Raw genomic sequence first — 25350 nt, 5'->3', positions numbered from 1 at the left:
GAAGTTTCTTACGATTATCAATTTCTATTCCTTACCACCTTGTATCATGCCCTGAGTTCATCGAGCTCGTAATCGCCTGTAGCAGACAAACGCTTGAATTCCTCATACAGATTAATGCAGCACCAGGCATCTGTAGCTGCATAGAGAGCCTGCGATTCCTTCAAATCGCTAGCCTCCCAATTGCTCAACCGTTGCGCCTTGCTGATTTTCTGGTGAAACAGGTTAGCATACAGTTTCTGCAGACTCATATCTGCGATACCAAAGTTCTTAGCAACATCCTGCAACTCGATAAAGTAGCCAGCCTTAAAAGCAGCTCGCTTATGGAGCTGCAGCAAGTCATCGTGCCAGGAAAGTCCTACTTTTGGCACGGTGGTATCTTCGAGCAAGCGAATGATGGCAGGAGTCATGCCCGTATGATGCAGGCGGAAGAGATAACAAGTATCATGTGTACTCACCTGCAACAACGAAACATGGTAAGCCTGACCACGCTTGAATGATGGGCGCGTTTCTGTATCCACACCCAGTATATAATGGCTAAGTAGGTCATTAACAGCCGCTTCTGTATCTTCAGGCTTGTCAACGACTACGATTTTGCCAGGAAACAAAGCTCTTGGCAAATTCGTGATTGCCGCCTTGTCGAAACTAGTGAAAATAATCTTCATTATGCTTTTTATTCTTTACAAGTTGCAAAATTAGAAAAAAAAGATGAGAAAAAGAATTGTTTTCTCAATTATTTTCGCTAATTTTGCAGATAAATTATTCAAAAATATATAAAATGGCTAAAAAAAGAACTGAAAAAAAGACCAAAACCTTTAGCGAAGCTATTGGTTTACAGTATATTTTCAACAATACTATCACCGACTTTTTCATTGGATTAGCCTTGGTAGTCATTGCTGTGGTTATCATCATCGCTATGATCTCCTTTCTCAACACAGGAGCCAATGACCAGAGTTTGCTCGAAAATCTGAAGCCGGGCGAATGGACCAACACGGAAAAACTGTTTCAGAACTACTGCGGATCCTGGGGAGCCATTGTATCCTATTGGCTCATTGCCATCAATTTCGGATTTCCAGCCTTCATGCTCCCATTCTTTGTCATTATGGTGGGATTGCAGATGATGCATGCCTACAAGCTGAACCTGTGGAAATGGTTCTTCTGCATGATTGTGGTCATGCTATGGATGTCGGTAACCTTTGCCAAGTTCATCGCACCTATCATGCCAAGCCTCACATTCAATCCGGGCGGAAAGCACGGACTCTTTGTCGTGCAGAATCTGGAGAACATCATGGGGCCTCCAGGACTTACTGCCATTCTTTTCTTCGTGGCGGTAGCATTCCTCACCTATCTCACCACTGAAACCATTACGGTAATCAGAAAAGCACTCAACCCTATCGGTTATATATCAAATAAGGTGAAATTTGAGATTACTAACCATGGAAAGAACAGGAAAGATACGGAAGCTATCGACGAGGTATACGCCAGCGCAGCATATGGTGCTGGCACAGAGGATGAGAAAGAAGAATATAAGGAAGAAGAACCTGCCAAAGTCATCGACCTGAATCTGGATCCGGACCAGACTTTCGCAACCCCAGACACACCTTCTACGTCTGTTGAGCCAGAGGCAGACGGACAGGAAGCTACAGGAACAGAAGGTGATACAGATAAAGATGAAACCATCGCTATAGCCAACGGCACGCAGAACGAGAATATGTCACTCATTGCACGTCAGCGCGAACTCCGTACAAAACGGGCTGAACAGGAAGCATTGGAAAAGCAAGCTGCCGAGGCAGCTGCAGCTTCTGAGCATATAGGTATGGACATCTCTGTAGCCACAGCCGATGAGAAGGCTACAGGCAACACCTTGAGCAATGCAGAAGTACTGAATACTCCGATCAATCCGAAGGAGCCGTTCACCAGATATAAATATCCGGTACTCAATCTTCTGAAGAAGTATGAGGATGACGGCGTATCCATCGATGAGGAAGAGCAGCGCGCCAACAAAAACCGCATCATCGAGGTGCTGGGCAACTTTGGCGTACAGATCAAAACCATCCGTGCTACGGTTGGTCCTACCATCACACTCTACGAAATCCAGCCTGCAGAAGGCGTACGTATCTCTAAGATCAAGAATCTGGAAGATGACATCGCCTTGAGTCTGGCAGCTCTCGGCATCCGTATCATCGCTCCTATCCCAGGTAAGGGAACCATCGGTATTGAGGTACCTAACGCAAAGGCAAACATCGTTAGTATGGAAAGTACTTTAAACTCAAAGAAATTCCAAGAAACCAAGATGGAGTTGCCTATCGCTTTGGGTAAGACTATTACCAACGAAGTGTTTATGGTTGATTTGGCAAAGATTCCTCACCTGCTTGTTGCGGGTGCTACCGGACAGGGTAAATCTGTAGGTTTGAATGCCATCATCACCTCTTTATTATACAAGAAACATCCAAACGAACTCAAACTGGTTCTCATCGACCCTAAGAAGGTGGAGTTTAGCGTCTACTCCCGTATTGCCAATAAGTTTATGGCTGCGGTTCCTGATGAGGAAGAACCTATCATAACCGATGTAACCAAGGTGGTTAGAACCCTGAACAGTCTGTGTGTACTGATGGATAGCCGTTACGACTTGCTCAAAAAGGCAGGAGCCCGTAACATCAAAGAATACAACCAGAAGTATATCAACCACAAGTTGAAGTTGACTGATGGACATGAGTATATGCCATACATCGTGGTGATTATAGATGAGTTCGGTGATCTGATCATGACAGCCGGCAAGGAAGTAGAACTTCCTATTGCCCGTATCGCCCAGCTGGCACGTGCCGTGGGTATCCACATGATTATTGCCACCCAGCGTCCTACAACCAGCATCATCACGGGTAATATCAAGGCTAACTTCCCTGGCCGTATCGCCTTTAAGGTTACATCTGCCATCGACTCAAAGACCATCCTTGACCGTACAGGAGCCAACCAGCTGATTGGTCGTGGTGATATGCTCTATCTCTGCGGCAACGAACCTGTACGTGTACAGTGCGCCTTTGTTGATACACCTGAAATCGAGCGCATCAACGAGTATATCTGCGAACAGCCTGGTCCTATCGAACCTATGGAGTTGCCAGAACCAGCTAATGATGAAGGAAGCGCAGGTGGAAGCGGCAGCATCAGTGCCCGCGAACTGGATCCGTTCTTCGAAGAGGCAGCCCATGCGATTGTTCTTTCGCAGCAGGGTTCTACCAGCATGATACAGCGCCGGTTCAGTATCGGCTATAACCGTGCAGGACGACTGATGGACCAGATGGAAGCTGCAGGCATCGTAGGTGCAGCACAGGGCAGCAAGCCTCGTGAGGTACTGATACAGGATGAAAACCAGCTTAATAATCTGTTAATGGCACTTCGAAACTCTTAATTTTAGTAAAGAACTAAGGGTATGAAAGAAGATAATATTGGAAAAGGTTAAATTATTAAACCCTGAAGCCGTGAAAACGTCTAAGAGAGAAAAGACGTTTTTACGGCTTTATGATAGAGTATGAAATTTTAGAAAATATAACATAGAATTTTAAAAGAAAGGAAAAGATAAAAATGAAAAAGATTTTAGCATTGGCTTTCGTTGCAATGATGAGCATCGGAGCCATGGCGCAGACTGCGCAACAGGTACTTGATAAGACCGCTGCCGTTATTGGCAACAAAGGTGGAGCTAGCGCCAACTTCAAGATGAGCAGTTCTAAGTATGGATCAGCAAGCGGCAGTATTGCCATCAAAGGCAACAAGTTTAACGCCCGTACCCCGCAAGCCATCGTCTGGTTCAACGGCAAGACCCAGTGGACTTATCTAAAGAAAACCAACGAGGTGAATGTCAGCACCCCTACACAGGCTCAGCAGATGTCCATGAACCCTTATACCTTTATTAATATATATAAGACTGGTTATAAGTCAACGCTCAAGACAGCAGGCAGTAACTATGTAGTACATCTCGTTGCCAATAACCAGAAACGTTCTGTAGCCGAAATGTATATCACCATCAACAAAAAGACACATATTCCATCAGTTGTCAAGATGCGACAGGGCAATACCTGGAGTACTATCACGGTAAGTAACTTCAGAGCCAAGAGCGTTTCTAACAGCACATTCAATTTCAACAGCAAGGAATGTCCAGGAGCTGAAGTCATCGACCTGAGATAATCGCCTGAAACATCGTATAAAGTTTATTTTCAAATAAGATTCCCCGCCACAACACTCCGGTAGCGTGACGGGGAATTACTTTTTCCAAAAGGGTTTTAGTATCAATAATTTCCAAAAGCGAATCATAGACTCTCCCTTTTTGCACAACAAATCTTAAAACTACTATGCAATTGTAAAATATTCAAAAATACTTTGGAATATTTGCAAAAATATTTGGCAGATACAAAAGAATTGCTTATCTTTGCATCAACAAATTATAAAAACAAGTAATTATGAAGCAGACAGAAGCCTATCAAAGACTCGTGGAGAAAGGTATCCGACCATCACTCCAGCGTATTGCCATTATGGATTGGCTCATCAAGCATCCCACTCATCCAACTATCGAGGATGTGTACAAAGGATTAGCCGAGAGTATCCCAACATTGAGCAAGACAACCGTTTACAACACACTCAGAATGTTGAGTGAGCACAATGCGGCTCAGATGATCACAATCGATGAACATCGCGTATGTTATGATGGAAATATTAAAAGCCACGTTCATTTCTATTGCAGAAATTGTGGCAAGGTAATTGACTTTTTCGGCGAACCAGCTCCAAAAGTGGAACCAGGAAAGGAAATTGAAGGAAACATCATATTGGAAGAACAGCTCTACTACAGAGGAATCTGTGCAGAATGCGCTAAAAAAGGCGTAAAGTCGCCTCTCACAGAGACTGTTCACTAATTCAAAAAAACAATAATTATACAACAACATTTAAAACAAAAGCATTATGAAGAAAAAGTTTATTTGCACCGTTTGCGGTTACATTTACGAAGGTACAGAAGCACCAGAGAAGTGCCCTATCTGCAAGGCTCCAGCCAGCAAGTTCAAAGAGATGGAAGATGCAGTAGATGACGATATGACATTTGCTACCGTTCACGTTCTCGGTCAGGCATATAAGGACGGCGTTAATGAAGACGTTATCAAGGGTTTGAAGGACCATTTCAATGGTGAGTGTGGCGAGGTAGGTATGTATCTTGCTATGGCACGCCAGGCAGATCGTGAAGGCTATCCAGAAATTGCAGAGGCTTACAAACGTTATGCCTATGAGGAGGCTGATCACGCTTCTCGTTTTGCAGAACTTCTCGGTGAGGTATTGGGTGATACCAAGAGCAATCTCGAGGCTCGTATTGCAGCAGAGAAGGGTGCTTGTGAGGATAAGTTCCGCATTGCCAAGCTTGCTAAGGAGCAGGGTTCAGATGCTATCCACGATACCGTTCATGAGATGGCTAAGGATGAAGCCCGCCACTGTGCAGGTTTTGCAGGTCTCTACAAGAGATACTTCAAGTAATAGATTTTAAAAGACATAACTTTAAAAATTATAATACGGTTATTTAGTATTGTAAGTCAAGAAAACAGGAAAGCCGATTCTTGTATAGTAATATACTTGAATCGGCTTTCTTTATGTGATGATAAATATTGTTACTTTGTTTCAGGAACCAGGAACTTGTCTCCTGTTTGCTTCATAAGTTCCTTGGCATATTTCTCAGGATACCCAGGACGAACTGGGGTTGCACCTAATCCATAAGGAGTCTTCTCGAAACTGCCATCTTTTTTGGTTGGCTTGATAATCATGTCATTATACTTCACTACCATAAACTGGAAGAGCTGTTGCCAACGCACCAACATCTGCTGTGCCTTCTCAATACCATAATCATTGAGATACTTGACTGCAGCCTGTGGATTCTGTGCATACAGTTCCTGAGCCTTAGCCTCAACACCTGGCTGTGCAGCAAAATAGCTGTTATCCAGACTATCACGCACCTCCTTCAAAGTTGGGAACATCTGGCTGTAACGAGGATAAACCATATTGCTGGTCATATTGCACACCCAGTAAGCATTCTTGAAACTGAAGTTTACAGCATCTGCTCCCGGTGTGTTATAACACTCAGGACGAACTGTAGAAGAACAGTACATTGGTGTGAACGCTACCATATTGGCATCATCATTACCAAACCAAAGAACACCGCCAATCTCTCTAGGCATCCATGAACGCATCTGGCTAACAAAAACAAAACCAGTCTGCTGGGTGCTGACCGGACGTTCGTTGAAGCACTGCTTTCCATCCACCTTAAACATCAATGGAGTTGGCCTGTAAGGCATCTGCCAGATACCACCTCCGATATCAGTGCCATCAGCAACAGAAAGAGGTGTACCCTCATAATGGTCACGCATGCAAGCCTCAACATCAGCAACACTCACCTTCTTGTTTGGAACCACCCAGAGAGGCATATCCTTCGCATTAGGATCCTTACCCAAAGCCCAATCAAGATAAGGACTCATATCATAGAAATGATTCAAGAGAGCCCAAGCACGTGCATCGCAGAAACGACGTCCTGAGAAATCAGGCTTAGCATATGCCATTTTCCATGAGAAATCAGCATCCTTGCCCTGATACCATCCCTTACTGCGAGCAAAAGAAACGACATCCTTGGCATACATCACGTTTTTCTTATCCTTCATATTGAACTTGCCGATGCGACTCTGGTTAGCATGTGCACAAACTGCATTGTCAGGAATACGGAGAGCTACCCAAACCACGCCCTTAGAGCCTGGTCCCTTGCCCATCATCTCCATAATCCAAGCTTCGTTCGGATCACAGATGGTAAAGGTCTCGCCTTCTGAATTATAGCCGTAAGTATTAGCGAGGGTGGTCATCACTTTGATAGCCTCACGTGCCGATTTACTGCGCTGGAGAGCTACATAGATGAGTGAACCATAGTCCATGATACCGGTAGAATCAGCCATTTCCTCACGTCCACCATAAGTAGTTTCACCGATGGTGACCTGCCATTCATTGATATTGCCAATCACATTATAAGTCTCGGCAGCCTCCGGAATCTCACCATGATATTTATTGGTATCCCAATCGTAAATCTTACGCATCTCGCCCTTAGCATGCTTACCGGCAGGAAAATGACAGAGATTTTGGAACATACCATAATCATCGGCACTATATGAACACATCACAGATCCATCAACCGATGCTTTTTTTCCTACTATAAAGTTGGTACATGCCTCAGCCTCAGAGACACTGCCCAACATAGCCACAGCCATTATGGCTGAAGCAAAAATCTTATTCATAAAATATACCTTAATTTATATATACAAAGTTTATATATACAAAAAGAGAAGAGCATTTGAATTCTTCACTCTTCCCTCTTCATTCTTTACTTATTCGCAAGCCTTGAAACTCATATCCAAGCCCTTCACACTATGTGTCAAGGCACCAACAGAGATGAAATCAACTCCCTGCTCTGCATAATCGCGGATGGTATCGTAAGTGATACCGCCAGAAGACTCAGTCTCATACTTACCTGCGATGATGTCTACTGCCTTCTTAGTATCAGGCACAGAGAAGTTATCTAGCATGATACGATTTACACCACCATGTTTCAATACCTGGTCAAGTTCATCGAAACTGCGAACCTCGATTTCAATCTTCAGGTCGAGGCCCTTCTCCTTCAGATAAGCATGGCAACGGTCGATAGCATTGTCGATGCCACCGGCGAAATCGATATGGTTATCTTTCAAGAGAATCATATCAAAAAGACCGATACGGTGGTTCATACCACCACCAATCTTCACAGCCTGCTTCTCCAACATGCGAAGACCTGGAGTTGTCTTACGGGTATCAAGGATATGAGTCTTTGTACCCTCAAGACGCTTTACATACTTAGCAGTCATGGTAGCAATGCCACTCATACGCTGCATGATATTGAGCATCAAACGCTCTGTCTGGAGCAAAGAACGGGTCTTACCCTCTACAATCATTGCAATGTCACCCTTCTTAACATGGGTTCCATCCTGAAGCAACACTTCTACCTTCATGGTAGGATCGAAACGTGCAAATACCTTCTTTGCCATTTCAACACCTGCCAACACGCCATCTTCCTTGATAAGCAAGTGGCTCTTACCCATGGCGTCTTCTGGGATACAACACAAAGTTGTGTGGTCGCCATCACCGATATCCTCAGCAAATGCCAAGTCTATCAACTTGTCTTCTAATTGATCTACGCTTAACATATTATTAATGTTTATGTTTAATGTTTATTGATTACTTTTCCGTTCCACAGGGCACGGAGGATGCCTTCCTCATCGCGTTCCACCCGGATTTCGCCGCCTAACCATTCGGTCATCGGCAACTCCTCGCGAAACTCGAAGTAGTTCACCACCCTGCCCTCTTGTATTTCTACCACAGCCTGCTGCAATATCGAGCCATCCGGCAATATCACCTGATGGGCTCCGCATCTTCTCATTTCAGCCATATCTTAAACATCCAGACTAATTACTCCTCATCTGAATAGGTTTATCAGGCATAGGAACCGGTGCACTGGTCGGAGGCGCCAAAGCTCCATCCGGACGTGCTGGAACACTCGGACCTGGTATACGGGTCTTACGAGCAGTATCTATTTTTGCCGAATCAGAAGATGCTGCAGAAGAAGAAACCGGTGCCACCTTTTTAGGATGCATACGGATGAGACGAATCTTATTGACAAACATCAGTTTAAGAGTCGTCAAAGAACCGGCATCAGAACTGAAGCCACCCTCATTCAACATAAAGTACCCCTTTATACATTTGACTCCAAGGCTATCATTATCAGCGAGTTCTACACTATAGTGCTGAGCACTCTGAATATGAATTACAGTCTGTGCCACACTATCGTTTTTGAACTGAACAGCCAGCAAAGCGATACCATCACGCATACCATCCTGGAAGATAAACTGCGATTCGAAATCAAGACGGAACCGGTCACCCTTATGGAAAGCAGTATCAGCTTCAATTTTAAAACTGCGACTGTTGAAGCCCTCATCAGGCGAGAATACCATCGAAGTAGCATCCTTCCAGATATTGGCAGTATCGCCAACAGCAGTAAGATTGTCAAAATCACTATTTCCTGCACTGTTTCCACCCAATGCAACAGCCTCTTTATCCAATCTTTCAGCCAAATCCTTATACACATCATGCAGCAATTCAGTATGGCGCATATAATAAACCATCGAACTGTCAAAGTCTGCCGAGGTGACATCATGTTTCTTCAGTACAGCCTCGCGATAAGCCAGACTATTCTTCTCACTACCACCGTCTTCGCTCTGCGCCATAGCAAGAGCGATGTGATAATCGAAGAGAATATCCGTCATCTTTCCTTTAGAGAGCACATCTCTTGGCAGCGAAGGCTTGCAAGAAGCGAAGGCTGCACAAAAGGTTACTATCCAACAGAGATAAAGAAAAGCTTTCTTCATGATTACTTGTCCTCCTTATTTTCTTGAGATTGAGACTTTATCTTTTCTTCAGCAGTTTCAATAAAAGAAGTATCTTTAACCTTCTTCTCCTTATCACCACCTCCGAGAGCTTCCAGTTCTTTTCTACAGAAAAGCAAGAGAGAAATGATGCCGACTGATACACAGGAATCTGCAAAATTGAATACAGGATCGAAGAATGTACCATGCTGTCCACCCCAGAAAGGGAACCATTCAGGCCATGTATAGGTGAAGAACGGAAAGCGGAACATATCAACCACCTTGCCCATGAGCACGGGTGCATACCCCTCGCCGAAAGGCACAAGATAAGATACATAATAAGGTGAAGCACCGGTGAAGATAAGTCCGTAGAAGATGGAATCAATCATATTGCCGATTGCACCCGTCAGAACCAGCGCCACCAAAATGATGTATAACAAGCGATAGGTACCACGCTTAATGATGCGATGCAGATAAATGCTCAACGCACAGATGGCTACCAGGCGCAACAGACTTAGCCAGAACTTGCCGATAAACGACATACCCCAAGCCATTCCGTTGTTCTCAACAAATTCGATATAAAACCAATCAGTAACACGAACAGACTCGCCAAGGCAAAAATGGGTCTTGATGTACACCTTGATAATCTGATCGATAACAAGAAGCACAACCACCATTGCCGTGACGAGCCATCCGTATTTAATTTTACTTGTTTTCTCCATTTATTACTTTTTTCTAGCCTCCTTAGAAGCTACACTCAAAGTGGCATGAGGTACAGCACGCAAACGCTCCTTAGGAATCAACTCACCAGTTTCGCGGTCAATACCATAGGTCTTGTTCTGGATACGAACCAAAGCTGCTTCCAATCCCTTGATGAACTTCTGCTGACGCTGAGCCATCTGGATGATTTCTTCCTTGCTTTGTGCTTCACTACCCTCTTCAAGAGCCTTGTAGGTTGGTGATGTATCTACCACATCATTACTGTCTGAGTGGTTCAGCTGAGCCATGCAATCATGATAAGTCTGCTTTGCCACCTTCAATTTCTCATCAATGATAGCGCGGAACTCCTCGAGCTCCTGATCGCTATAACGTAGTTTTTCGTTAGCCATAGATGTTATCTATTATGTTATTTGTTAATGTTTTTAGGAAATAAGGGCTAGAAAGTTAGAAGCAAGCAGTTTGGAAATGCTCCTAACTTCTAACTCCTAACTCCTAACTATTTAATTCTTCTCTACGAGAATGTTTAACTTAAAGTCATCAAACTCGGTCTCAACACCTGCGTTGTCGCCGATTTCGATGCTGTCTGCCAATACCTGACCCTTGATGTAGTCGGCGAATGCCTCGATGGCTGCGTCAGTCTCCTCATTAGGAGCCACAGTTACGTTGATGCGGTCGGTAATCTCCAGACCGGTCTCCTTGCGGAGGTTCTGGATACGGTTGATCAACTCACGAGCCATACCCTCCTTCTTCAATTCAGGAGTCAACTCTACCTCAAGCGCTACGGTCAGATTGCCCTCGTTAGAAACGAGCCATCCTGGAATATCCTCAGAGATAATCTCCACGTCGGCTACCTCTACCACGGCTTCCTGTCCGTCGATATTCAATGTGATGTTGCCTGCCTTCTCGAAGGCTGCAATCTGGTCCTGATCGAGTGCTGCCATCTGGGCTGCAACACCCTTCATCAGCTTGCCGAACTTCTTACCCATCACTCTAAAGTTACACTTCACCTTCTTTACGAGAATGCCCTGACCCTCAATGAAGTTAACCTCCTTCACGTTCACCTCGTTCTTCAACAGTCCTGCTACTGCCTCGATGTGTGCCTTCTGTACATCATCTACTGCAGGAATCATGATCTGCTGGAGTGGCTGACGAACCTTGATGTTCACCTTGCGACGCAATGCCAATACCATAGAAGTAATCTTCTGGGCGATGGCCATACGCTCCTCCAGGTCGGCATCGATAGCAGCTTCATCAGCTACTGGGAACTTATCGAGATGTACGCTCTCCAACTCGCCGCCCAAGTCGTGATACAACTCGTCTGCATAGAATGGAGCGAATGGTGCCAGCAGCTTAGCCACTGTCATCAGGCAGGTATAGAGAGTCTGGTAAGCACTCAGCTTATCCTCGCTCATCTCCTTACCCCAGAAACGTTTACGGTTCAGACGAACGTACCAGTTAGAGAGGTCATCGTTGACGAATGCATCGATGAGACGGCCTGCGCGGGTTGGATCATAGCCAGCCAACTCTCTGTCAACGCCCTTGATGAGGGTATTGAGTGAAGAGAGAATCCAGCGGTCAATCTCTGGGCGCTTCTCGAATGGCACCTGAGCAGCCTCTGCATCGAAACCATCTACATTAGCATAGAGGGCGAAGAAGCTGTAGGTATTATATAAGGTACCGAAGAACTTACGGCGGGTCTCGTCCACACCATTAGGGTCGAACTTGAGGTTGTCCCAAGGCTCGCTGTTGGTCATCATATAGAAACGAACAGGATCGGCACCATACTTGTCAATCATCTCGAATGGGTTAGTCACGTTACCCACGTGCTTACTCATCTTGTTACCCTTGGCATCGAGAACGAGACCAGAAGAGATTACGTTCTTGAAGGCTACGCTATCGAATACCATGGTAGCGATGGCGTGCAGGGTGAAGAACCATCCACGGGTCTGATCCACGCCCTCATTGATGAAGTCGGCTGGATAGAACTTAGGAGGAATAGCATATCCCTCATAGGTGCTGTGGATGAGTGCATCGCGGTCTGCCTCTGTGCCACGGGCCATCTCACCCTCGAATGGGTAGTGGAGCTGGGCGTAAGGCATTGAACCAGAATCGAACCAAACGTCGATGAGGTCGCTCTCACGATACATTGGCTTGCCCTCCTCGTTAACCAATACAATCTTGTCAACGTATGGACGGTGGAGGTCAATCTTATCATAGTTCTCCTGACTGTAGTCGCCAGGAACGAAACCATTCTCCTTCAATGGGTTGCTCTGCATGATACCGGCAGCCACAGACTTCTCGATTTCAGCATAGAGTTCCTCAAGACTGCCGATACACTTCTCGCCACGGTTCTCGTCACGCCAGATTGGCAATGGAGTACCCCAGAAGCGGGAACGTGAAAGGTTCCAGTCGTTCAGGTTTTCGAGCCAGTTGCCGAAACGGCCAGTACCGGTGCTCTCAGGCTGCCAGTTGATGGTCTTGTTGAGTTCTACCATGCGCTCCTTGCGGGCTGTATCCTTGATAAACCAGCTATCCAATGGATAATAGAGGATAGGCTTGTCGGTACGCCAGCAGTGAGGATAGTTGTGCACGTGCTTCTCGCTCTTGAAAGCCTTGCCCTCCTGCTTCAGTTCGTAGCAGAGTACGATGTTCAGGTCTTCAGCCTTATCAGAAGCCTTCTTGTCCCAAACACCATCCACATTAAACTGTGGGTCGTAGGCATTCTTCACGTAGTCGCCTGCGTGATGAGCGTATGCCTCCTTGTTGACGCAAGCGCTTACGAAGTTGTCATCGAGGTCTTCGATGAGATAGAACTTACCCTGCAAGTCAACCATTGGGCGGGTCTCACCCTTCTTATTAATAAGGTAGAGGGCTGGGATGTTGGCATCCTTAGCCACCTTGGCATCATCGGCACCGAATGTAGGAGCGATGTGCACGATACCTGTACCGTCATCGGTAGTAACGTAGTCGCCGAGGATTACGCGGAAAGCCTCACTCTCCATCTCGACGAACTGATCGCGACCATCCTCAGAAGCGAACACCTTCTCAGGATGAGCAGCAGCATATTCTGTAACGAAAGCCGGTGCGAAGAGATCAACCTTCTCGCATGGCTTTACCCATGGCAGGAGCTGCTCGTAGTGCATGCCTTCGAGGTCTGTACCCTTCATGTGGTCGATAATGCGCCATGGGCACTGCTTCTTCTCCTTGTCGAATGGCAGGAGATCGCCCTCCTTGCACTCCTGGTCTGCCTTCAGATATGAACCTACCAGCGCCTCAGCCATCACGAGTGTCATAGGCTCGCCATTGTAGAGGTTGTAAGTCTCGATGGCTACATAGTCGATCTTAGGACCCACACAGAGAGCCACGTTTGATGGCAAAGTCCAAGGTGTAGTGGTCCATGCGATGAAGTATGGCTTGCCCCACTTGGTCCACTCAGCCTTAGGATCCTTGATGAGGAACTGGGCTGTGGTGGTGAGGTCCTTTACATCGCGATAGCATCCAGGCTGGTTCAACTCGTGAGAGCTCAAACCTGTACCTGCGCCTGGAGAGTATGGCTGGATGGTGTAACCCTTGTAGAGCAGACCCTTGTTGTAGAGCTGCTTGAGGAGCCACCAGAGAGTCTCGATATACTTGTTATCGTAGGTGATATAAGGATGATCGAGATCTACGAAGTAACCCATCTTCTCGGTCAACTCGCGCCACTCAGCGGTGAACTTCATCACGTTCTCGCGGCACTTGTGGTTGTAATCCTCTGTAGAGATATACTTCTCTGAAGCCTTGTTGTCGATATCCTTCTTGGTGATGCCGAGTTCCTTCTCGACACCGAGTTCAACAGGGAGTCCGTGGGTATCCCATCCCGCCTTGCGGTGAACCTGGAATCCCTTCATCGTCTTGTATCTGTTGAATGTATCCTTGATACTACGTGCCAACACGTGGTGAATACCCGGGTGGCCATTAGCTGATGGAGGTCCCTCGAAGAAGATAAACTGAGGGCAGCCTTCACGCTCGTCGATAGACTTGTGGAAGATATCATTTTTCTCCCACGCTGCTAGTACGTCATTGTTTGTCTGAGTCAAATTCAGACCGTTGTGCTCGGCAAATTTCTTAGCCATATTATCTATTTTATTTTTATATTGTTTTTACTTTTGGGCGCAAAGTTACAAAAAAAAAAGGGTTTACCCAAAATCTTTAATATATTTTCTACTTATATATACAAAAAAGACTCCTAAATGACTGAAAAATTGCTCTTTTCAAGTCATTTAGGAGTACTTAAACCTAAAATAAATGAAATATGATAAACTAAATGTTTCTAAAAGTAATGGCGGCTAACCATTGACTACTTGATAACAAACTTCTTGCCATTGCAGATATACATACCTGGAGCCAGAACGTATTCTGCATCAGAAACCTTGTTTACTTCGGCTACCTTCACACCATTGATAGAGTAAATCTTCAACTTAGCTGGAGCCTTCTTGCTACCTACTTGGTTGATACCTGTTGAGACAGACTCATTGGTCTTACCGGCAAAGTTATAAACTGCACCGTTTTCGAATTTCAAATCCTTTGTCTGCTGACCACTGCCGTTGCTGAAGATGATCATGGTAGGAGCAGTTGTCAAATCGCCATCATACTTCCACATCCAAACATCAAGACCATTCTTCTTCATGTTAGTCTTGGTACAGCTTACACCTGGCCAGTTACCACCGGTAAAGTTGTCTGTATTATTCCAAGCCCAGCAATCTACCTGACTCCAATCTGAAGGAGCGAGGAAGTAAGCGAAGATACCTGTTGGAGTAGGAATAACTACCTCTTTAATCTTGTTGAAGGTAGCAGTACCTGTCTTTTCTACACCTTCTGCATTAGTTGCGCTCCAAGTTACAATCTTGCTCTCGCCTTCCATCATGTCAGCACCGAGTGTGAATGTAGCAGCCTTACCAGGGGTAAGAGCGATCTGCTCACCATTACCGATCTTGTACCAACCACTCTTGGCATTGCTGCTCAATGTTGCTGTTACGGAAACAGTCTTCTCGAAGTCACCACCATTAGGACTCAAAGTAACCTTGGCTGCAGTATTGACAGGAGCGTCAATCTTCTGAGCATTTGCACCGCCGTCATACTTCAGGTAGATATCACCTGTGATACCAGTGATGTCACCAGACTGTGCACCGCTATTATTATTCAAGATGACATTGAAGGTCTCAACACCATCAAAAGCGCAAGTCCAGTACTTTTCGCCATTGATTTCTTCAGACTCTGTCATCTTTGTACCAGGCCATGCACCTGTCAACTCCTTAACAGAAGAACCTTTTGACCAAGCATAGATAAAAGGAGCATTTTCTGCCTGTACGTAAACCGTGATAGAAGCATTAGGGTCCACCTTCTTGAAGGTCAAGCTACCGCTCTTTACTTTACCGTCCTGGGCCTCTGCGCTCCACTCAATAGTCTTGGTGTCGCCAAAGTTCATACCTTCGCCAATGGTAAGGTTCTCACTCACACCAGGAGTCAAGTTCACCTTATCCTGACCTTGTATCTGATACCAACCAGACTTAGCGTCTTCAGAGAGAGTAACTGTCAGGTTAATAGTCTCAGTACGGAATGATCCACCAGCCTGTGAGAATGAAACGCTTGCTGGCTGAATAGGACCCTGCTCGTTCCAAATTGTACCAGCCTCCTCATTACCATCATAGTCTTGACCGTCCAGAGACTTAGCTGTAGTATCGTAGATGAAAGCACCATCCTCACCGATCTTACCACCCTTCCAGTCCTTTACGAGAACACGGAGCTGACCCTGAGTAGCAGGAGCTTCAACATCGATAGAAGGACCTTCATAAGTCTTACCAGTTACCACGTCGGTATAAGTACCAGCAGGGCAATCTGTGAATGAAGCACCACCATTGAGGGCTACGAGAACGTAGCTATCCTTGTAAGCACGCTTGAAAGCGATACCATTCTTACCTGTTGCCTTACAACCATCTGTTGTCCACTGACCCTTACGGAGAGCAGGAACAGCCTGACGGATCTTGTTCAAACGGATGAGGTGCTGAGCAACATCGTGATTCAAAGAAGCAGCTACGTTACCTGTAGCCTTATACTCACCGAAGTCTGTTGCTGTGACATCACCTGTGATATAACCACCGAAGTAAGCACGACCAGTATCAGAAAGAGGACCGTTAGGACCTGGGTCGATTCTTACACCACGACGGAAACCAACCTCTGAACCATAGTAGATACATGGAATACCACGGAAGGTAAACAAGAGAGAGAGGTTCTCAGCCCACTGAGCATCTGTACCACCGAAACGGTTGAGATCGTTAGGGCCTGGACTGTAGTCATGGCTGTCAATATATACTACATTATATGTAGCATCATTATAGAGTTCGTCTTCCGCTGAAAGACGGAATGCATCTTTAGCTGTATTGTAGCTATAGTGCATTGGGAAGTCGATGACATTGAAACCACTTGCCTCAGAATAGTCTGGCTCATGCCATGCACCATTGATCATCTTAGCATTTTCGCTCTTCTTGTCACCAAATGTTTCCTTACCGCAGAGTGCCTGAGGACCGATAGGACCAGAACCCTCTGGCAATACCTGACTGTCCCAGAAGCTTTGGCTTCCATCCCACTGGTTCATCAAAGACTCATCAGACTTCCATGTATAGAAGTAGCAAGAAAGATTGGCCTGGCCTCTATAGGTTGCTTCGTGACCACGGGTACAAACCTCACCATACATAAAGAAAGGAGCCTTGTTCAATCGCTTATTCTCGTACTGCTTACCGAGGGCAGCAAACTGAGGAATGAACTGATGGTTGAAAGTGAGTCGTGAGATGTGACCAGATGTATCGATACGGAAACCATCCACACCCATCTTGATGAACTGACCATAGCACTTCACGAGATAATCTGCCACCGCGTCGTTCTCTGTATTGAGGTCAACACAGTCACCAGCAATCTGCCCCCACCAACGGGATGGATCATCCCAACCGAACTGACCATAATGATGCCAGTAGTTGTGAATATCCTGGTTCTGACCATTCATATTCTTCATCATGGTAAGACGACGCTGGTATTGATCCTTTGGAAGGATGGTCAGGTAGTCACTACCCAAAGTTTCTGTAGGGGTCATACAAGCATCGATGTAAGCTTGGTTGCGAAGTTGTGTGTTACGATCGAACAGCTTGCAGAGCTTCTCCTCACCGAAGTTACCAGTGTGGTTGAGCACGATATCGAGGATAATCTTGATACCCTTTTTGTGAGCCTTGTCGATGAGTTCCTGGAACATCACGTCACCACTCTTACCATCACTGCTCTGATAGCGGCAGTCAACATGCTGGAAATCCATGGCATGATAGCCGTGGTAGTCATAACCGGATGCGTTCTGTACGACAGGAGTAATCCAGATGGCTGTGAAACCAAGAGCCTTGATATAGTCGAGCTTATCAATGACACCCTGGAAGTCGCCTCGCCAGCAAGGGTCTTTTGTTTCAATCTGCGCTGCCTGGTTGTCCCAGCAGAGCACATTGTTTTTAGGATCTCCATCGTAGAAACGGGTGGTGATCATGAAATAGATACTTTCGTCTCGGAAGTCAGTACGATCGCTGGTAAACGTGTCCGTAGCCATCGTCTGCATAGAGACCAACATGAGCATAAGAACCGCCCATAATTTTGCGGCAAGTTTTTTCATAATGAAATTGTTAAGTTTAAAATTGAATAGTTGAATAATTACACCGCAAAATTACGAATTCTTTTTATAAATACTATAAGATAATTCACTTTTCTATTGTTTCTTCTGTGCAATCGATTTCGCAGCAACAAAGAAAAAGAGGCTGAATTTCGCAATACGGATATTTGCAAAATTCAGCCTCATTCAGAGGATATTATGTACATAAACTGCTAACCGCACGGGGACAAACTCACACTACCCGCTTACAGAGCAGGCGAAGTGCTTGTTTAAGTCCCAAAGTAGCGGTAAGTTTATTTGATAACAAACTTCTTGCCATTGCAGATATACATACCTGGAGCCAGAACGTATTCTGCATCAGAAACCTTGTTTACTTCGGCTACCTTCACACCATTGATAGAGTAAATCTTCAACTTAGCAGGAGCCTTCTTGCTACCTACCTGGTTGATACCTGTTGAGACAGACTCATTGGTCTTACCGTTGCGGTCATAGACTGCACCGTTTACGAAATCGAAATTACCAGTCTGGTTGTTACCATTACCATTATTGTTGAAGATAATCTTAGCAGGAAGTTCAGTCTTATCACCATCATACTTCCACATCCAGATATCCAAACCATTCTTCTTCTCACCAGTCTTGGTACAAGCTACACCAGGCCATTCACCAGCATATTTGTCACCATCAGTCCAAACATAAGCGTGAACATCAGTCCAGTCTGAAGGAGCGAGGAAGTAAGCGAAGATACCTGTTGGAGTAGGAATTACAACCTCTTTCTGCTTGTTGAAGGTAGCAGAACCTGTCTTGGTTTCATTGTCAGCATTAGTTGCACTCCAAGTTACAGTCTTGCTCTCGCCTTCCAGCATATCGTCACCGAGAGTGAAGGTAGTAGCCTTACCAGGAGTAAGAGCTACCTGCTCGCCATCGCCAATCTTATACCAACCGCTCTTGGCATTGTTGCTCAATGTGGCAGTTACGGAGATAGTCTTCTGGAAGTCACCACCGTTAGGACTCAAAGTAACCTTGGCAGTAGCAACTGTATTGACAGGAGCGTCAATCTTCTTGGCACTTCTACTACCATCATACTCCAAGTAGGTATCACCTGTAATACCAGAGATTTCACCAGACTGAGCACCGCTACCATTATTCAATATTACATTGAAGCTCTCAACGTTATCGAAATCATAAGTCCAGTATTTAGCACCATCAATCTCCACAGGACCATCCATTACCTTACCAGGCCATTCACCTGTCAGATTTTTGCCGCCAGTTATCCAAGCGTGGATGTAAGGAGCCTTGTCTGCCTTTACATATACGGTGATAGCTGCGTTAGGATCTACCTTGGTATAAGTAACCTTACCAGTCTTCTCGCCTTCAGAGCTTGTAGCGCTCCAAGTCACAGTCTTGGTCTGATTGAAGTTCATGTCGTCACCGATAGTGAAGGTAGCAGGCTTACCAGGGGTCAAAGCTACCTTGTCCTGTCCCTCAATCTGGTACCAACCAGACAAAGCATCTTCTGAGAGTTCAGCAGTAACTGTTACCGTATTGGTGCGGAAACTTCCACCAGCTGGAGAAAGAGAAACGCTTACTGGCTGAAGAGGAGTCTCGTCAACCCAAGTTGTACCAGCCTCTTCATTACCATCATAGTCCTGACCACTCTTATGCTGAGCAGTAGAAGCATAGATAAAAGCACCATCATCAATGAGCTTGCCACCCTTCCAGTCTTTCACGAGTACGCGAACCTGACCCTGATTACTAGGAGCATCAACGGTGATAGTAGGACCTGTGTAAGTCTTGCCTGTTACCAAGTCTGTATAAGTACCAGCTGGGCAATCTGTAAAGGTAGCACCACCATTGAGGGCTACGAGTGCATAGCTGTCCTTGTAAGCACGCTTGAAAGCGATACCGCCGTTAGCAGCACAACCCTCGTCTGTCCACTGACCCTTACGGAGAGCAGGAACAGCCTGACGAATCTTGTTCAGACGGATGAGGTGCTGAGCCAAATCATGATTCAATGTAGCTTCCACGTTACCAGAAGCCTTGTATTCACCGAAGTCTGATGCTTCTACATCACCTGTGATATAACCACCGAAGTAAGCACGACCAGTGTTAGAAAGAGGACCATTAGGACCTTTGTCAATCACAGAACCACGACGGAAACCTACCTCAGAACCATAATAGAGACATGGGATTCCACGGAAGGTAAACATCAGAGAGAGATTCTCAGCCCACTGAGCATCACTACCAGAGAAACGGATACCATCACTTGGCTGAGGACCGTAGTCATGACTATCTACATATACCACATTGAAAGTAGCATCATTGTATTTCATATCACCAGACTTAGCCAAGCCGTATGCACTTCCTGCACTAGAGAAGTTGTAGTGCAATGGGAAGTCGATTACATTGAAACCGCTTGACTGAGAATAGTCTGGTTCATGCCATGCACCATTCAGCATAAAGGTATTGTTGCTTTCTGGAGAATCCGCGTTATCCTTCTCGCAGAGAGGCATCAGCTTAGCATCATAACCTGTACCACTGTCATAGATTTCCTGAGTGTCCCAGTATGACTGGCTGCCATCAAAGCCATCCATCAGATCCTTTGGAGCCTTCCATGTATAATAATAAGGTGAAAGGTTGTCCTGACCACGGTACTGCACACTACCGAAACGGGCACAAACCTCACCATACATGAAGAATGGAGCCTTGTTCAATCGCTTGTCCTCGTACTGCTTACCGAGGGCAGCAAACTGAGGAATGAACTGCTTGCAGAAGGTAAGACGTGAGATGTGACCAGATGTATCAATACGGAAACCATCGACACCCATCTTGATAAAGTTGCCATAGCACTTGACAAGATAATCAGCCACTGTATTATTCTCAGTATTGAGGTCCACACAGTCACCTGCAATCTGAGCCCACCAACGATTAGGCAAGTCCCAGTTGAAGTTACCGAAATGGTGCCAGTAGTTGTGAGTATCATGATTCTGACCATCGGTATTCTTCATCATGGCAAGACGACGCTGATACTGATAACCAGGCAGAAGACCTGGATAGTCACTACCCAATGTTTCCAAATTAGGAATCATACAAGCATTGATGTCTGCCTGGTTACGAAGACGAGTATCACGGTCGAACTCCTTGCAAAAATGCTCCTCACCGAAGTTACCGGTGTGGTTGAGCACGATATCGAGGATAATCTTGATACCCTTGGCGTGAGCCTTGTCGATGAGCTCCTGGAACATCACGTCACCACTCTTTTTGCCGTCACCACTCTGATAGCGGCAGTCTACCTTGGAGAAATCCGAAGCATGATAGCCGTGGTAGTCATAACCGGATGCATTCTGTACGACAGGAGTAATCCAGATGGCAGTGAAACCAAGCGCCTTGATATAGTCAAGCTTGTCAATGACACCCTGGAAGTCACCTCGTCAACAAGGGTCCTTGGTACTCTTCTGTGCTTCCTGGTTGTCCCAGCAGAGCACGTTATTAGAGGGATCACCATCGTAAAAACGAGTGGTCATCATGAAATAGATACTTTCGTCTCGAAAGTCAGTACGATTAGATGTGAAGACATCCGTCGCCATCGTCTGCATAGAGACCAACATGAGCATAAGAACCGCCCATAATTTTGCGGCAAGTTTTTTCATAATGAAATTGTTAAGTTTAAAATTGAATAGTTGAATAATTACACCGCAAAATTACGAATTCTTTTTATAAATACTATAAAACAATTCACTTTTCTATTGTTTTTTCTGTGCAATCGTTTTCGCAATAACAAAGAAAAAAGAGGCTGAATTTCGCAAAACGGATATTTGCAAAAATCAGCCCCATTCAGAGGATATCATGTACATAAACTGCTAACCGCACGGGGACAAACTCACACTACCCGCTTACAAAGCAGGCGAAGTGCTTGTTTAAGTCCCAAAGTAGCGGTAAGTTTATTTGATAACAAACTTTTTGCCATTGCAGATATACATACCTGGAGCCAGAACGTATTCTGCATCAGAAACCTTGTTTACTTCGGCTACCTTCACACCATTGATAGAGTAAATCTTCAACTTAGCAGGAGCCTTCTTGCTACCTACCTGGTTGATACCTGTTGAGACAGACTCATTGGTCTTACCGGCAAGGTTATAAACTGCACCGTTTTCGAATTTCAAATCCTTTGTCTGCTGACCACCGCCGTTGTTGAAGATGATCATAGTAGGAGCAGTTGTCAAATCGCCATCATACTTCCACATCCAGACATCCAAACCATTCTTCTTCATGCCAGTCTTGGTACAGCTTACACCTGGCCAGTTACCACCAGTAAAGTTGTCTGTATCATTCCAAGCCCAGCTGTCTACCTGACTCCAGTCTGAAGGAGCGAGGAAGTAAGCGAAGATACCTGTTGGAGTAGGAATAACTACCTCTTTAATCTTGTTGAAGGTTGAAGAACCTGTCTTGGTTGTACCATCAGCATTGGTTGCACTCCAAGTTACAGTCTTGCTCTCGCCTTCCATCATGTCAGCACCGAGTGTGAATGTAGCAGCCTTACCAGGAGTAAGATTTACCTGCACACCATCACCGATCTTATACCAACCGCTCTTAGCATTGCTGCTCAGCGTTGCAGTTACAGTGATTGTCTTCTCAAATTCACCACCGTTAAGGGCTGAAAGCCACCTTAGCAGCAGCTGTCGAATTTGCAGGAGCAGAAATCTTCTTGGCACTTTTACCACCGTCATACTCCAAGTAGGTATCACTTGTAATACCAGTGATGTCACCAGACTGATCACCGCTACCATTATTCAATATTACATTGAAGCTCTCAACGTTATCGAAATCATAAGTCCAGTATTTAGCACCATCAATCTCCTCAGGACCCTTCATCACCTTACCAGGCCATGCACCTGTCAGATTCTTACCGCCAACACCTGGCGTCCAAGCGTGGATGTAAGGAGCCTTGTCAGCCTTCACCATGACCACGATAGATGCGTTAGGATCAACCTTAGTATATGTTACCTGACCAGTTTTCTCCTTGCCTTCAGAGTTTGTTACACTCCAAGTCACTGTCTTGGTGTCCTTGAAGTTCATGTCTTCACCGATAGTGAAGGTAACAGACTTACCAGGGGTCAAATCTACCTTGTCCTGTCCCTCTATCTGATACCATGCTGATGTAGCATCTTCTGAGACCTCAGCGGTAACAGTTACCGTATTGGTGCGGAAATTTCCGCCAGCTGGAGAAAGAGAAACGCTTACAGGCGGAAGAGGAGCCTCGTCAACCCAAGTTGTACCAGCCTCTTCATTGCCATCATAGGTCTGATCACCCTTATGCTGAGCAGCAGTTTCGTAGATGAAAGCACCATCATCAATGAGCTTGCCACCAGTCCAGTCTTTCACGAGTACGCGAACCTGACCCTGATTATGAGGAGCATCAACGGTGATAGTAGAACCTGTGTAAGTCTTGCCTGTTACCAAGTCTGTATAAGTACCAGCTGGGCAATCTGTGAAAGTAGCACCACCATTGAGGGCTACGAGTGCATAACTGTCCTTATAAGCACGCTTGAAGGCGAAACCACCCTTGGCAGGAGTACAACCATCGTCAGTCCACTGACCCTTACGGAGAGCAGGAACAGCCTGACGAATCTTGTTCAGACGGATGAGGTGCTGAGCGACATCATGATTCAATGAAGCAGCCACATTACCAGAAGCCTTGTATTCACCGAAGTCTGATGCTTCTACATCACCTGTGATATAACCACCGAAGTAAGCACGACCAGTTTCAGAAAGAGGACCATTAGGACCTCTGTCAATCACAACATCGCGACGGAAACCTACCTCAGAACCATAATAGAGACATGGGATTCCACGGAAGGTGAACATCAGAGAGAGATTCTCTGCCCACTGAGCGTCTGAGCCGCCAAAACGAGACCCTGACCCAGGACCATAGTCGTGACTGTCTACATATACCACATTATAGGTAGCGTCATTATATTTCATATCAACAGACTTAGCCAAACGGTATGCGGTGGCAGCATTACCGAAGTTGTAGTGCAATGGGAAGTCGATCACATTGAAACCGCTTGACTGAGAATAATCTGGCTCATGCCATGCGCCATTCAGCATAAAGGTATTGTTGCTTTCTGGAGAATTCGCTTTATCTTTCTCGCAGAGAGGCATCAGCTTATCATCATAACCTGTACCACGGTCATAGATTTCCTGAGTGTCCCAATATGACTGGCTGCCATCAAACTGATCCATCAAGTTCTGTGGAGCCTGCCATGTATAATAATAAGGTGAAAGATTGTCCTGACCACGGTACTGCACATCACTGTAACGGGAACAAACCTCACCATACATGAAGAATGGAGCCTTGTTCAATCGCTTGTTCTCATACTTCTTACCGAGGGCAGCAAACTGAGGAATGAACTGCTTGCAGAAGGTAAGACGTGAGATGTGACCGGATGTATCAATACGGAAGCCATCGACACCCATCTTGATAAAATTGCCATAGCAGTTGATAAGATATTCAGCCACTGTATTATTCTCAGTATTGAGGTCCACACAGTCACCTGCAATCTGAGCCCACCAGCGGTTTGGCTCATCCCAGTTGAAGTTACCGAAATGGTGCCAGTAGTTGTGTGGATCATGATTCTGACCATCGGTATTCTTCATCAGGGCAAGACGACGCTGATACTGAGCAGCAGGCAAAAGACTTGGATAGTCACTACCTAATGTTTCGGGATTAGGAATCATACAAGCATTGATGTCTGCCTGGTTACGAAGACGTGTATCACGGTCGAACTCCTTGCAGAGCTTCTCCTCACCGAAGTTACCGGAGTGGTTGAGCACGATATCGAGGATAATCTTGATACCCTTGGCGTGAGCCTTGTCGATGAGTTCCTGGAACATCACGTCACCACTCTTTTTACCGTCACCACTCTGATAGCGGCAATCTACCTTGGAGAAATCCGAAGCATGATAGCCGTGGTAGTCATAACCGGACGCATTCTGTACGACAGGTGTAATCCAGATGGCAGTGAAACCTAACGCCTTGATGTAGTCGAGCTTGTCGATGACACCCTGGAAGTCACCTCGCCAACAAGGGTCCTTGGTACTCATCTGTGCTTCCTGGTTGTCCCAGCAGAGCACATTGTTTTTAGGATCTCCATCGTAGAAACGCGTGGTGATCATGAAGTAAATACTTTCATCTCGGAAATCTGTACGATTAACCGTGAAGTTGTCAGTCGCCATCGCATTAGACGAGGCAAGCAGCAGCAGCATCGCTGCAAAGAGCTTCTTCTTGAACTTTCTCATAAAAAATTTTTGAATTAAGTTAAGACATTTAGTTAAATTTTATTCCACTTACAAAATTAATCATAATAAATGATGATAACAAATAAATAAAGCAACTTCCGCTCATTTTTCCGTGCAATCGATTGCGTTAATAAGTAAAATAAACAAACACAAACGATTATACGAAAAAAATACGCAAGTTTTCATCTGAAAACTTGCGTA

Annotated in this window: 17 protein-coding genes and 1 pseudogene; 4 read left to right on the top strand and 14 right to left on the bottom strand. The window is 45.5% G+C overall.

Annotated elements, in window-relative coordinates; translation table 11 throughout:
* Nucleotides 1-44: 44 nt before the first annotated feature.
* On the bottom strand, nucleotides 45-665 hold the full coding sequence (locus tag ONT19_RS03190) for a 3'-5' exonuclease (RefSeq protein WP_118141596.1): 621 nt from the start codon (nucleotides 663-665) through the stop codon (nucleotides 45-47).
* Nucleotides 666-775: 110 nt separating this feature from the next.
* Here ONT19_RS03190 and ONT19_RS03185 point away from each other — a divergent pair, with 110 nt between their 5' ends.
* The 4 genes from ONT19_RS03185 to ONT19_RS03170 all read left to right on the top strand — a co-directional run bounded on the left by ONT19_RS03185 (nucleotide 776) and on the right by ONT19_RS03170 (nucleotide 5505).
* A complete protein-coding gene (locus ONT19_RS03185; protein WP_264952313.1) occupies nucleotides 776-3403 on the top strand; it encodes an FtsK/SpoIIIE family DNA translocase in 2628 nt (875 codons plus the stop codon).
* Nucleotides 3404-3576: 173 nt separating this feature from the next.
* Nucleotides 3577-4176, top strand: coding sequence for a LolA-like putative outer membrane lipoprotein chaperone (locus ONT19_RS03180; RefSeq protein ID WP_264952314.1), 600 nt, complete (start codon nucleotides 3577-3579; stop codon nucleotides 4174-4176).
* Between the two features lie 272 nt (nucleotides 4177-4448).
* On the top strand, nucleotides 4449-4898 hold the full coding sequence (locus ONT19_RS03175) for a Fur family transcriptional regulator (protein ID WP_118141600.1): 450 nt from the start codon (nucleotides 4449-4451) through the stop codon (nucleotides 4896-4898).
* Nucleotides 4899-4944: 46 nt separating this feature from the next.
* Nucleotides 4945-5505: an NADH peroxidase gene (locus ONT19_RS03170; RefSeq protein ID WP_022120967.1), complete on the top strand. Its 561-nt coding sequence runs from the start codon at nucleotides 4945-4947 to the stop codon at nucleotides 5503-5505.
* A 131-nt stretch (nucleotides 5506-5636) separates the two neighbouring features.
* Here the strand turns inward: ONT19_RS03170 and ONT19_RS03165 are convergent, their stop codons facing one another.
* From ONT19_RS03165 to ONT19_RS03105, 13 genes and pseudogenes are all read right to left on the bottom strand, one after another.
* Nucleotides 5637-7271 carry a dipeptidase gene (locus ONT19_RS03165; protein WP_437181463.1) on the bottom strand — a complete coding sequence of 545 codons (1635 nt, stop codon included), beginning with the start codon at nucleotides 7269-7271 and terminating at the stop codon, nucleotides 5637-5639.
* A 117-nt stretch (nucleotides 7272-7388) separates the two neighbouring features.
* A complete protein-coding gene (gene nadC, locus ONT19_RS03160; RefSeq protein ID WP_006846832.1) occupies nucleotides 7389-8240 on the bottom strand; it encodes a carboxylating nicotinate-nucleotide diphosphorylase in 852 nt (283 codons plus the stop codon).
* A 17-nt stretch (nucleotides 8241-8257) separates the two neighbouring features.
* Entirely contained in the window at nucleotides 8258-8482 is a 225-nt protein-coding gene (locus ONT19_RS03155; RefSeq protein WP_117586629.1) for a hypothetical protein, read from the bottom strand.
* A gap of 16 nt (nucleotides 8483-8498) precedes the next feature.
* On the bottom strand, nucleotides 8499-9458 hold the full coding sequence (locus ONT19_RS03150; protein WP_118141670.1) for a DUF4296 domain-containing protein: 960 nt from the start codon (nucleotides 9456-9458) through the stop codon (nucleotides 8499-8501).
* A 2-nt stretch (nucleotides 9459-9460) separates the two neighbouring features.
* The gene (locus tag ONT19_RS03145) at nucleotides 9461-10177 is read right to left on the bottom strand and encodes a lipoprotein signal peptidase (protein WP_118141672.1); all 717 of its coding nucleotides are present in this window, start codon (nucleotides 10175-10177) and stop codon (nucleotides 9461-9463) included.
* Nucleotides 10178-10180: 3 nt separating this feature from the next.
* Nucleotides 10181-10564 (bottom strand): TraR/DksA family transcriptional regulator, encoded by a 384-nt coding sequence (locus ONT19_RS03140; protein WP_022120972.1) that lies wholly within the window; start codon nucleotides 10562-10564, stop codon nucleotides 10181-10183.
* 111 nt (nucleotides 10565-10675) lie between these two features.
* Complete coding sequence (gene ileS / locus ONT19_RS03135; RefSeq protein WP_264952315.1) at nucleotides 10676-14287, bottom strand: isoleucine--tRNA ligase; 3612 nt, start codon at nucleotides 14285-14287, stop codon at nucleotides 10676-10678.
* Between the two features lie 224 nt (nucleotides 14288-14511).
* Nucleotides 14512-17856 (bottom strand): alpha-amylase family glycosyl hydrolase, encoded by a 3345-nt coding sequence (locus ONT19_RS03130; protein ID WP_264952316.1) that lies wholly within the window; start codon nucleotides 17854-17856, stop codon nucleotides 14512-14514.
* A gap of 290 nt (nucleotides 17857-18146) precedes the next feature.
* Nucleotides 18147-19274 carry a starch-binding protein gene (locus ONT19_RS16290; protein ID WP_264953070.1) on the bottom strand — a complete coding sequence of 376 codons (1128 nt, stop codon included), beginning with the start codon at nucleotides 19272-19274 and terminating at the stop codon, nucleotides 18147-18149.
* A gap of 1365 nt (nucleotides 19275-20639) precedes the next feature.
* Nucleotides 20640-21266 (bottom strand): annotated as a pseudogene (locus ONT19_RS16285) (alpha-amylase family glycosyl hydrolase); the annotation flags it as partial.
* A 15-nt stretch (nucleotides 21267-21281) separates the two neighbouring features.
* Nucleotides 21282-21464, bottom strand: coding sequence for a hypothetical protein (locus tag ONT19_RS03115; protein ID WP_264952317.1), 183 nt, complete (start codon nucleotides 21462-21464; stop codon nucleotides 21282-21284).
* Between the two features lie 327 nt (nucleotides 21465-21791).
* Nucleotides 21792-22562 (bottom strand): starch-binding protein, encoded by a 771-nt coding sequence (locus tag ONT19_RS03110; RefSeq protein ID WP_264952318.1) that lies wholly within the window; start codon nucleotides 22560-22562, stop codon nucleotides 21792-21794.
* Entirely contained in the window at nucleotides 22498-25149 is a 2652-nt protein-coding gene (locus ONT19_RS03105; RefSeq protein ID WP_264952319.1) for an alpha-amylase family glycosyl hydrolase, read from the bottom strand. Before ONT19_RS03105 ends, ONT19_RS03110 begins: the two co-directional genes overlap by 65 nt.
* Nucleotides 25150-25350: the final 201 nt, after the last annotated feature.

The organism is Segatella copri, from assembly GCF_026015625.1.
Classification (GTDB): Bacteria; Bacteroidota; Bacteroidia; order Bacteroidales; family Bacteroidaceae; genus Prevotella; species Prevotella copri_H.
This window is presented reverse-complemented; position numbering and strand designations above follow the sequence as displayed.

Bases quoted from the DNA above. Each gene is read 5' to 3' on its own strand.
- ONT19_RS16290 (WP_264953070.1), bottom strand. From the start codon at position 19,274: ATGAACTTCAATCAGACCAAGACTGTGACTTGGAGCGCTACAAGCTCT.
- ONT19_RS03145 (WP_118141672.1), bottom strand. From the start codon at position 10,177: ATGGAGAAAACAAGTAAAATTAAATACGGATGGCTCGTCACGGCAATG.
- ONT19_RS03115 (WP_264952317.1), bottom strand. From the start codon at position 21,464: ATGCTCATGTTGGTCTCTATGCAGACGATGGCGACGGATGTCTTCACA.
- nadC (WP_006846832.1), bottom strand. From the start codon at position 8,240: ATGTTAAGCGTAGATCAATTAGAAGACAAGTTGATAGACTTGGCATTT.
- ONT19_RS03180 (WP_264952314.1), top strand. From the start codon at position 3,577: ATGAAAAAGATTTTAGCATTGGCTTTCGTTGCAATGATGAGCATCGGA.
- ONT19_RS03140 (WP_022120972.1), bottom strand. From the start codon at position 10,564: ATGGCTAACGAAAAACTACGTTATAGCGATCAGGAGCTCGAGGAGTTC.
- ONT19_RS03150 (WP_118141670.1), bottom strand. From the start codon at position 9,458: ATGAAGAAAGCTTTTCTTTATCTCTGTTGGATAGTAACCTTTTGTGCA.
- ileS (WP_264952315.1), bottom strand. From the start codon at position 14,287: ATGGCTAAGAAATTTGCCGAGCACAACGGTCTGAATTTGACTCAGACA.
- ONT19_RS03105 (WP_264952319.1), bottom strand. From the start codon at position 25,149: ATGAGAAAGTTCAAGAAGAAGCTCTTTGCAGCGATGCTGCTGCTGCTT.
- ONT19_RS03185 (WP_264952313.1), top strand. From the start codon at position 776: ATGGCTAAAAAAAGAACTGAAAAAAAGACCAAAACCTTTAGCGAAGCT.
- ONT19_RS03170 (WP_022120967.1), top strand. From the start codon at position 4,945: ATGAAGAAAAAGTTTATTTGCACCGTTTGCGGTTACATTTACGAAGGT.
- ONT19_RS03165 (WP_437181463.1), bottom strand. From the start codon at position 7,271: ATGGCTGTGGCTATGTTGGGCAGTGTCTCTGAGGCTGAGGCATGTACC.
- ONT19_RS03175 (WP_118141600.1), top strand. From the start codon at position 4,449: ATGAAGCAGACAGAAGCCTATCAAAGACTCGTGGAGAAAGGTATCCGA.
- ONT19_RS03130 (WP_264952316.1), bottom strand. From the start codon at position 17,856: ATGAAAAAACTTGCCGCAAAATTATGGGCGGTTCTTATGCTCATGTTG.
- ONT19_RS03155 (WP_117586629.1), bottom strand. From the start codon at position 8,482: ATGGCTGAAATGAGAAGATGCGGAGCCCATCAGGTGATATTGCCGGAT.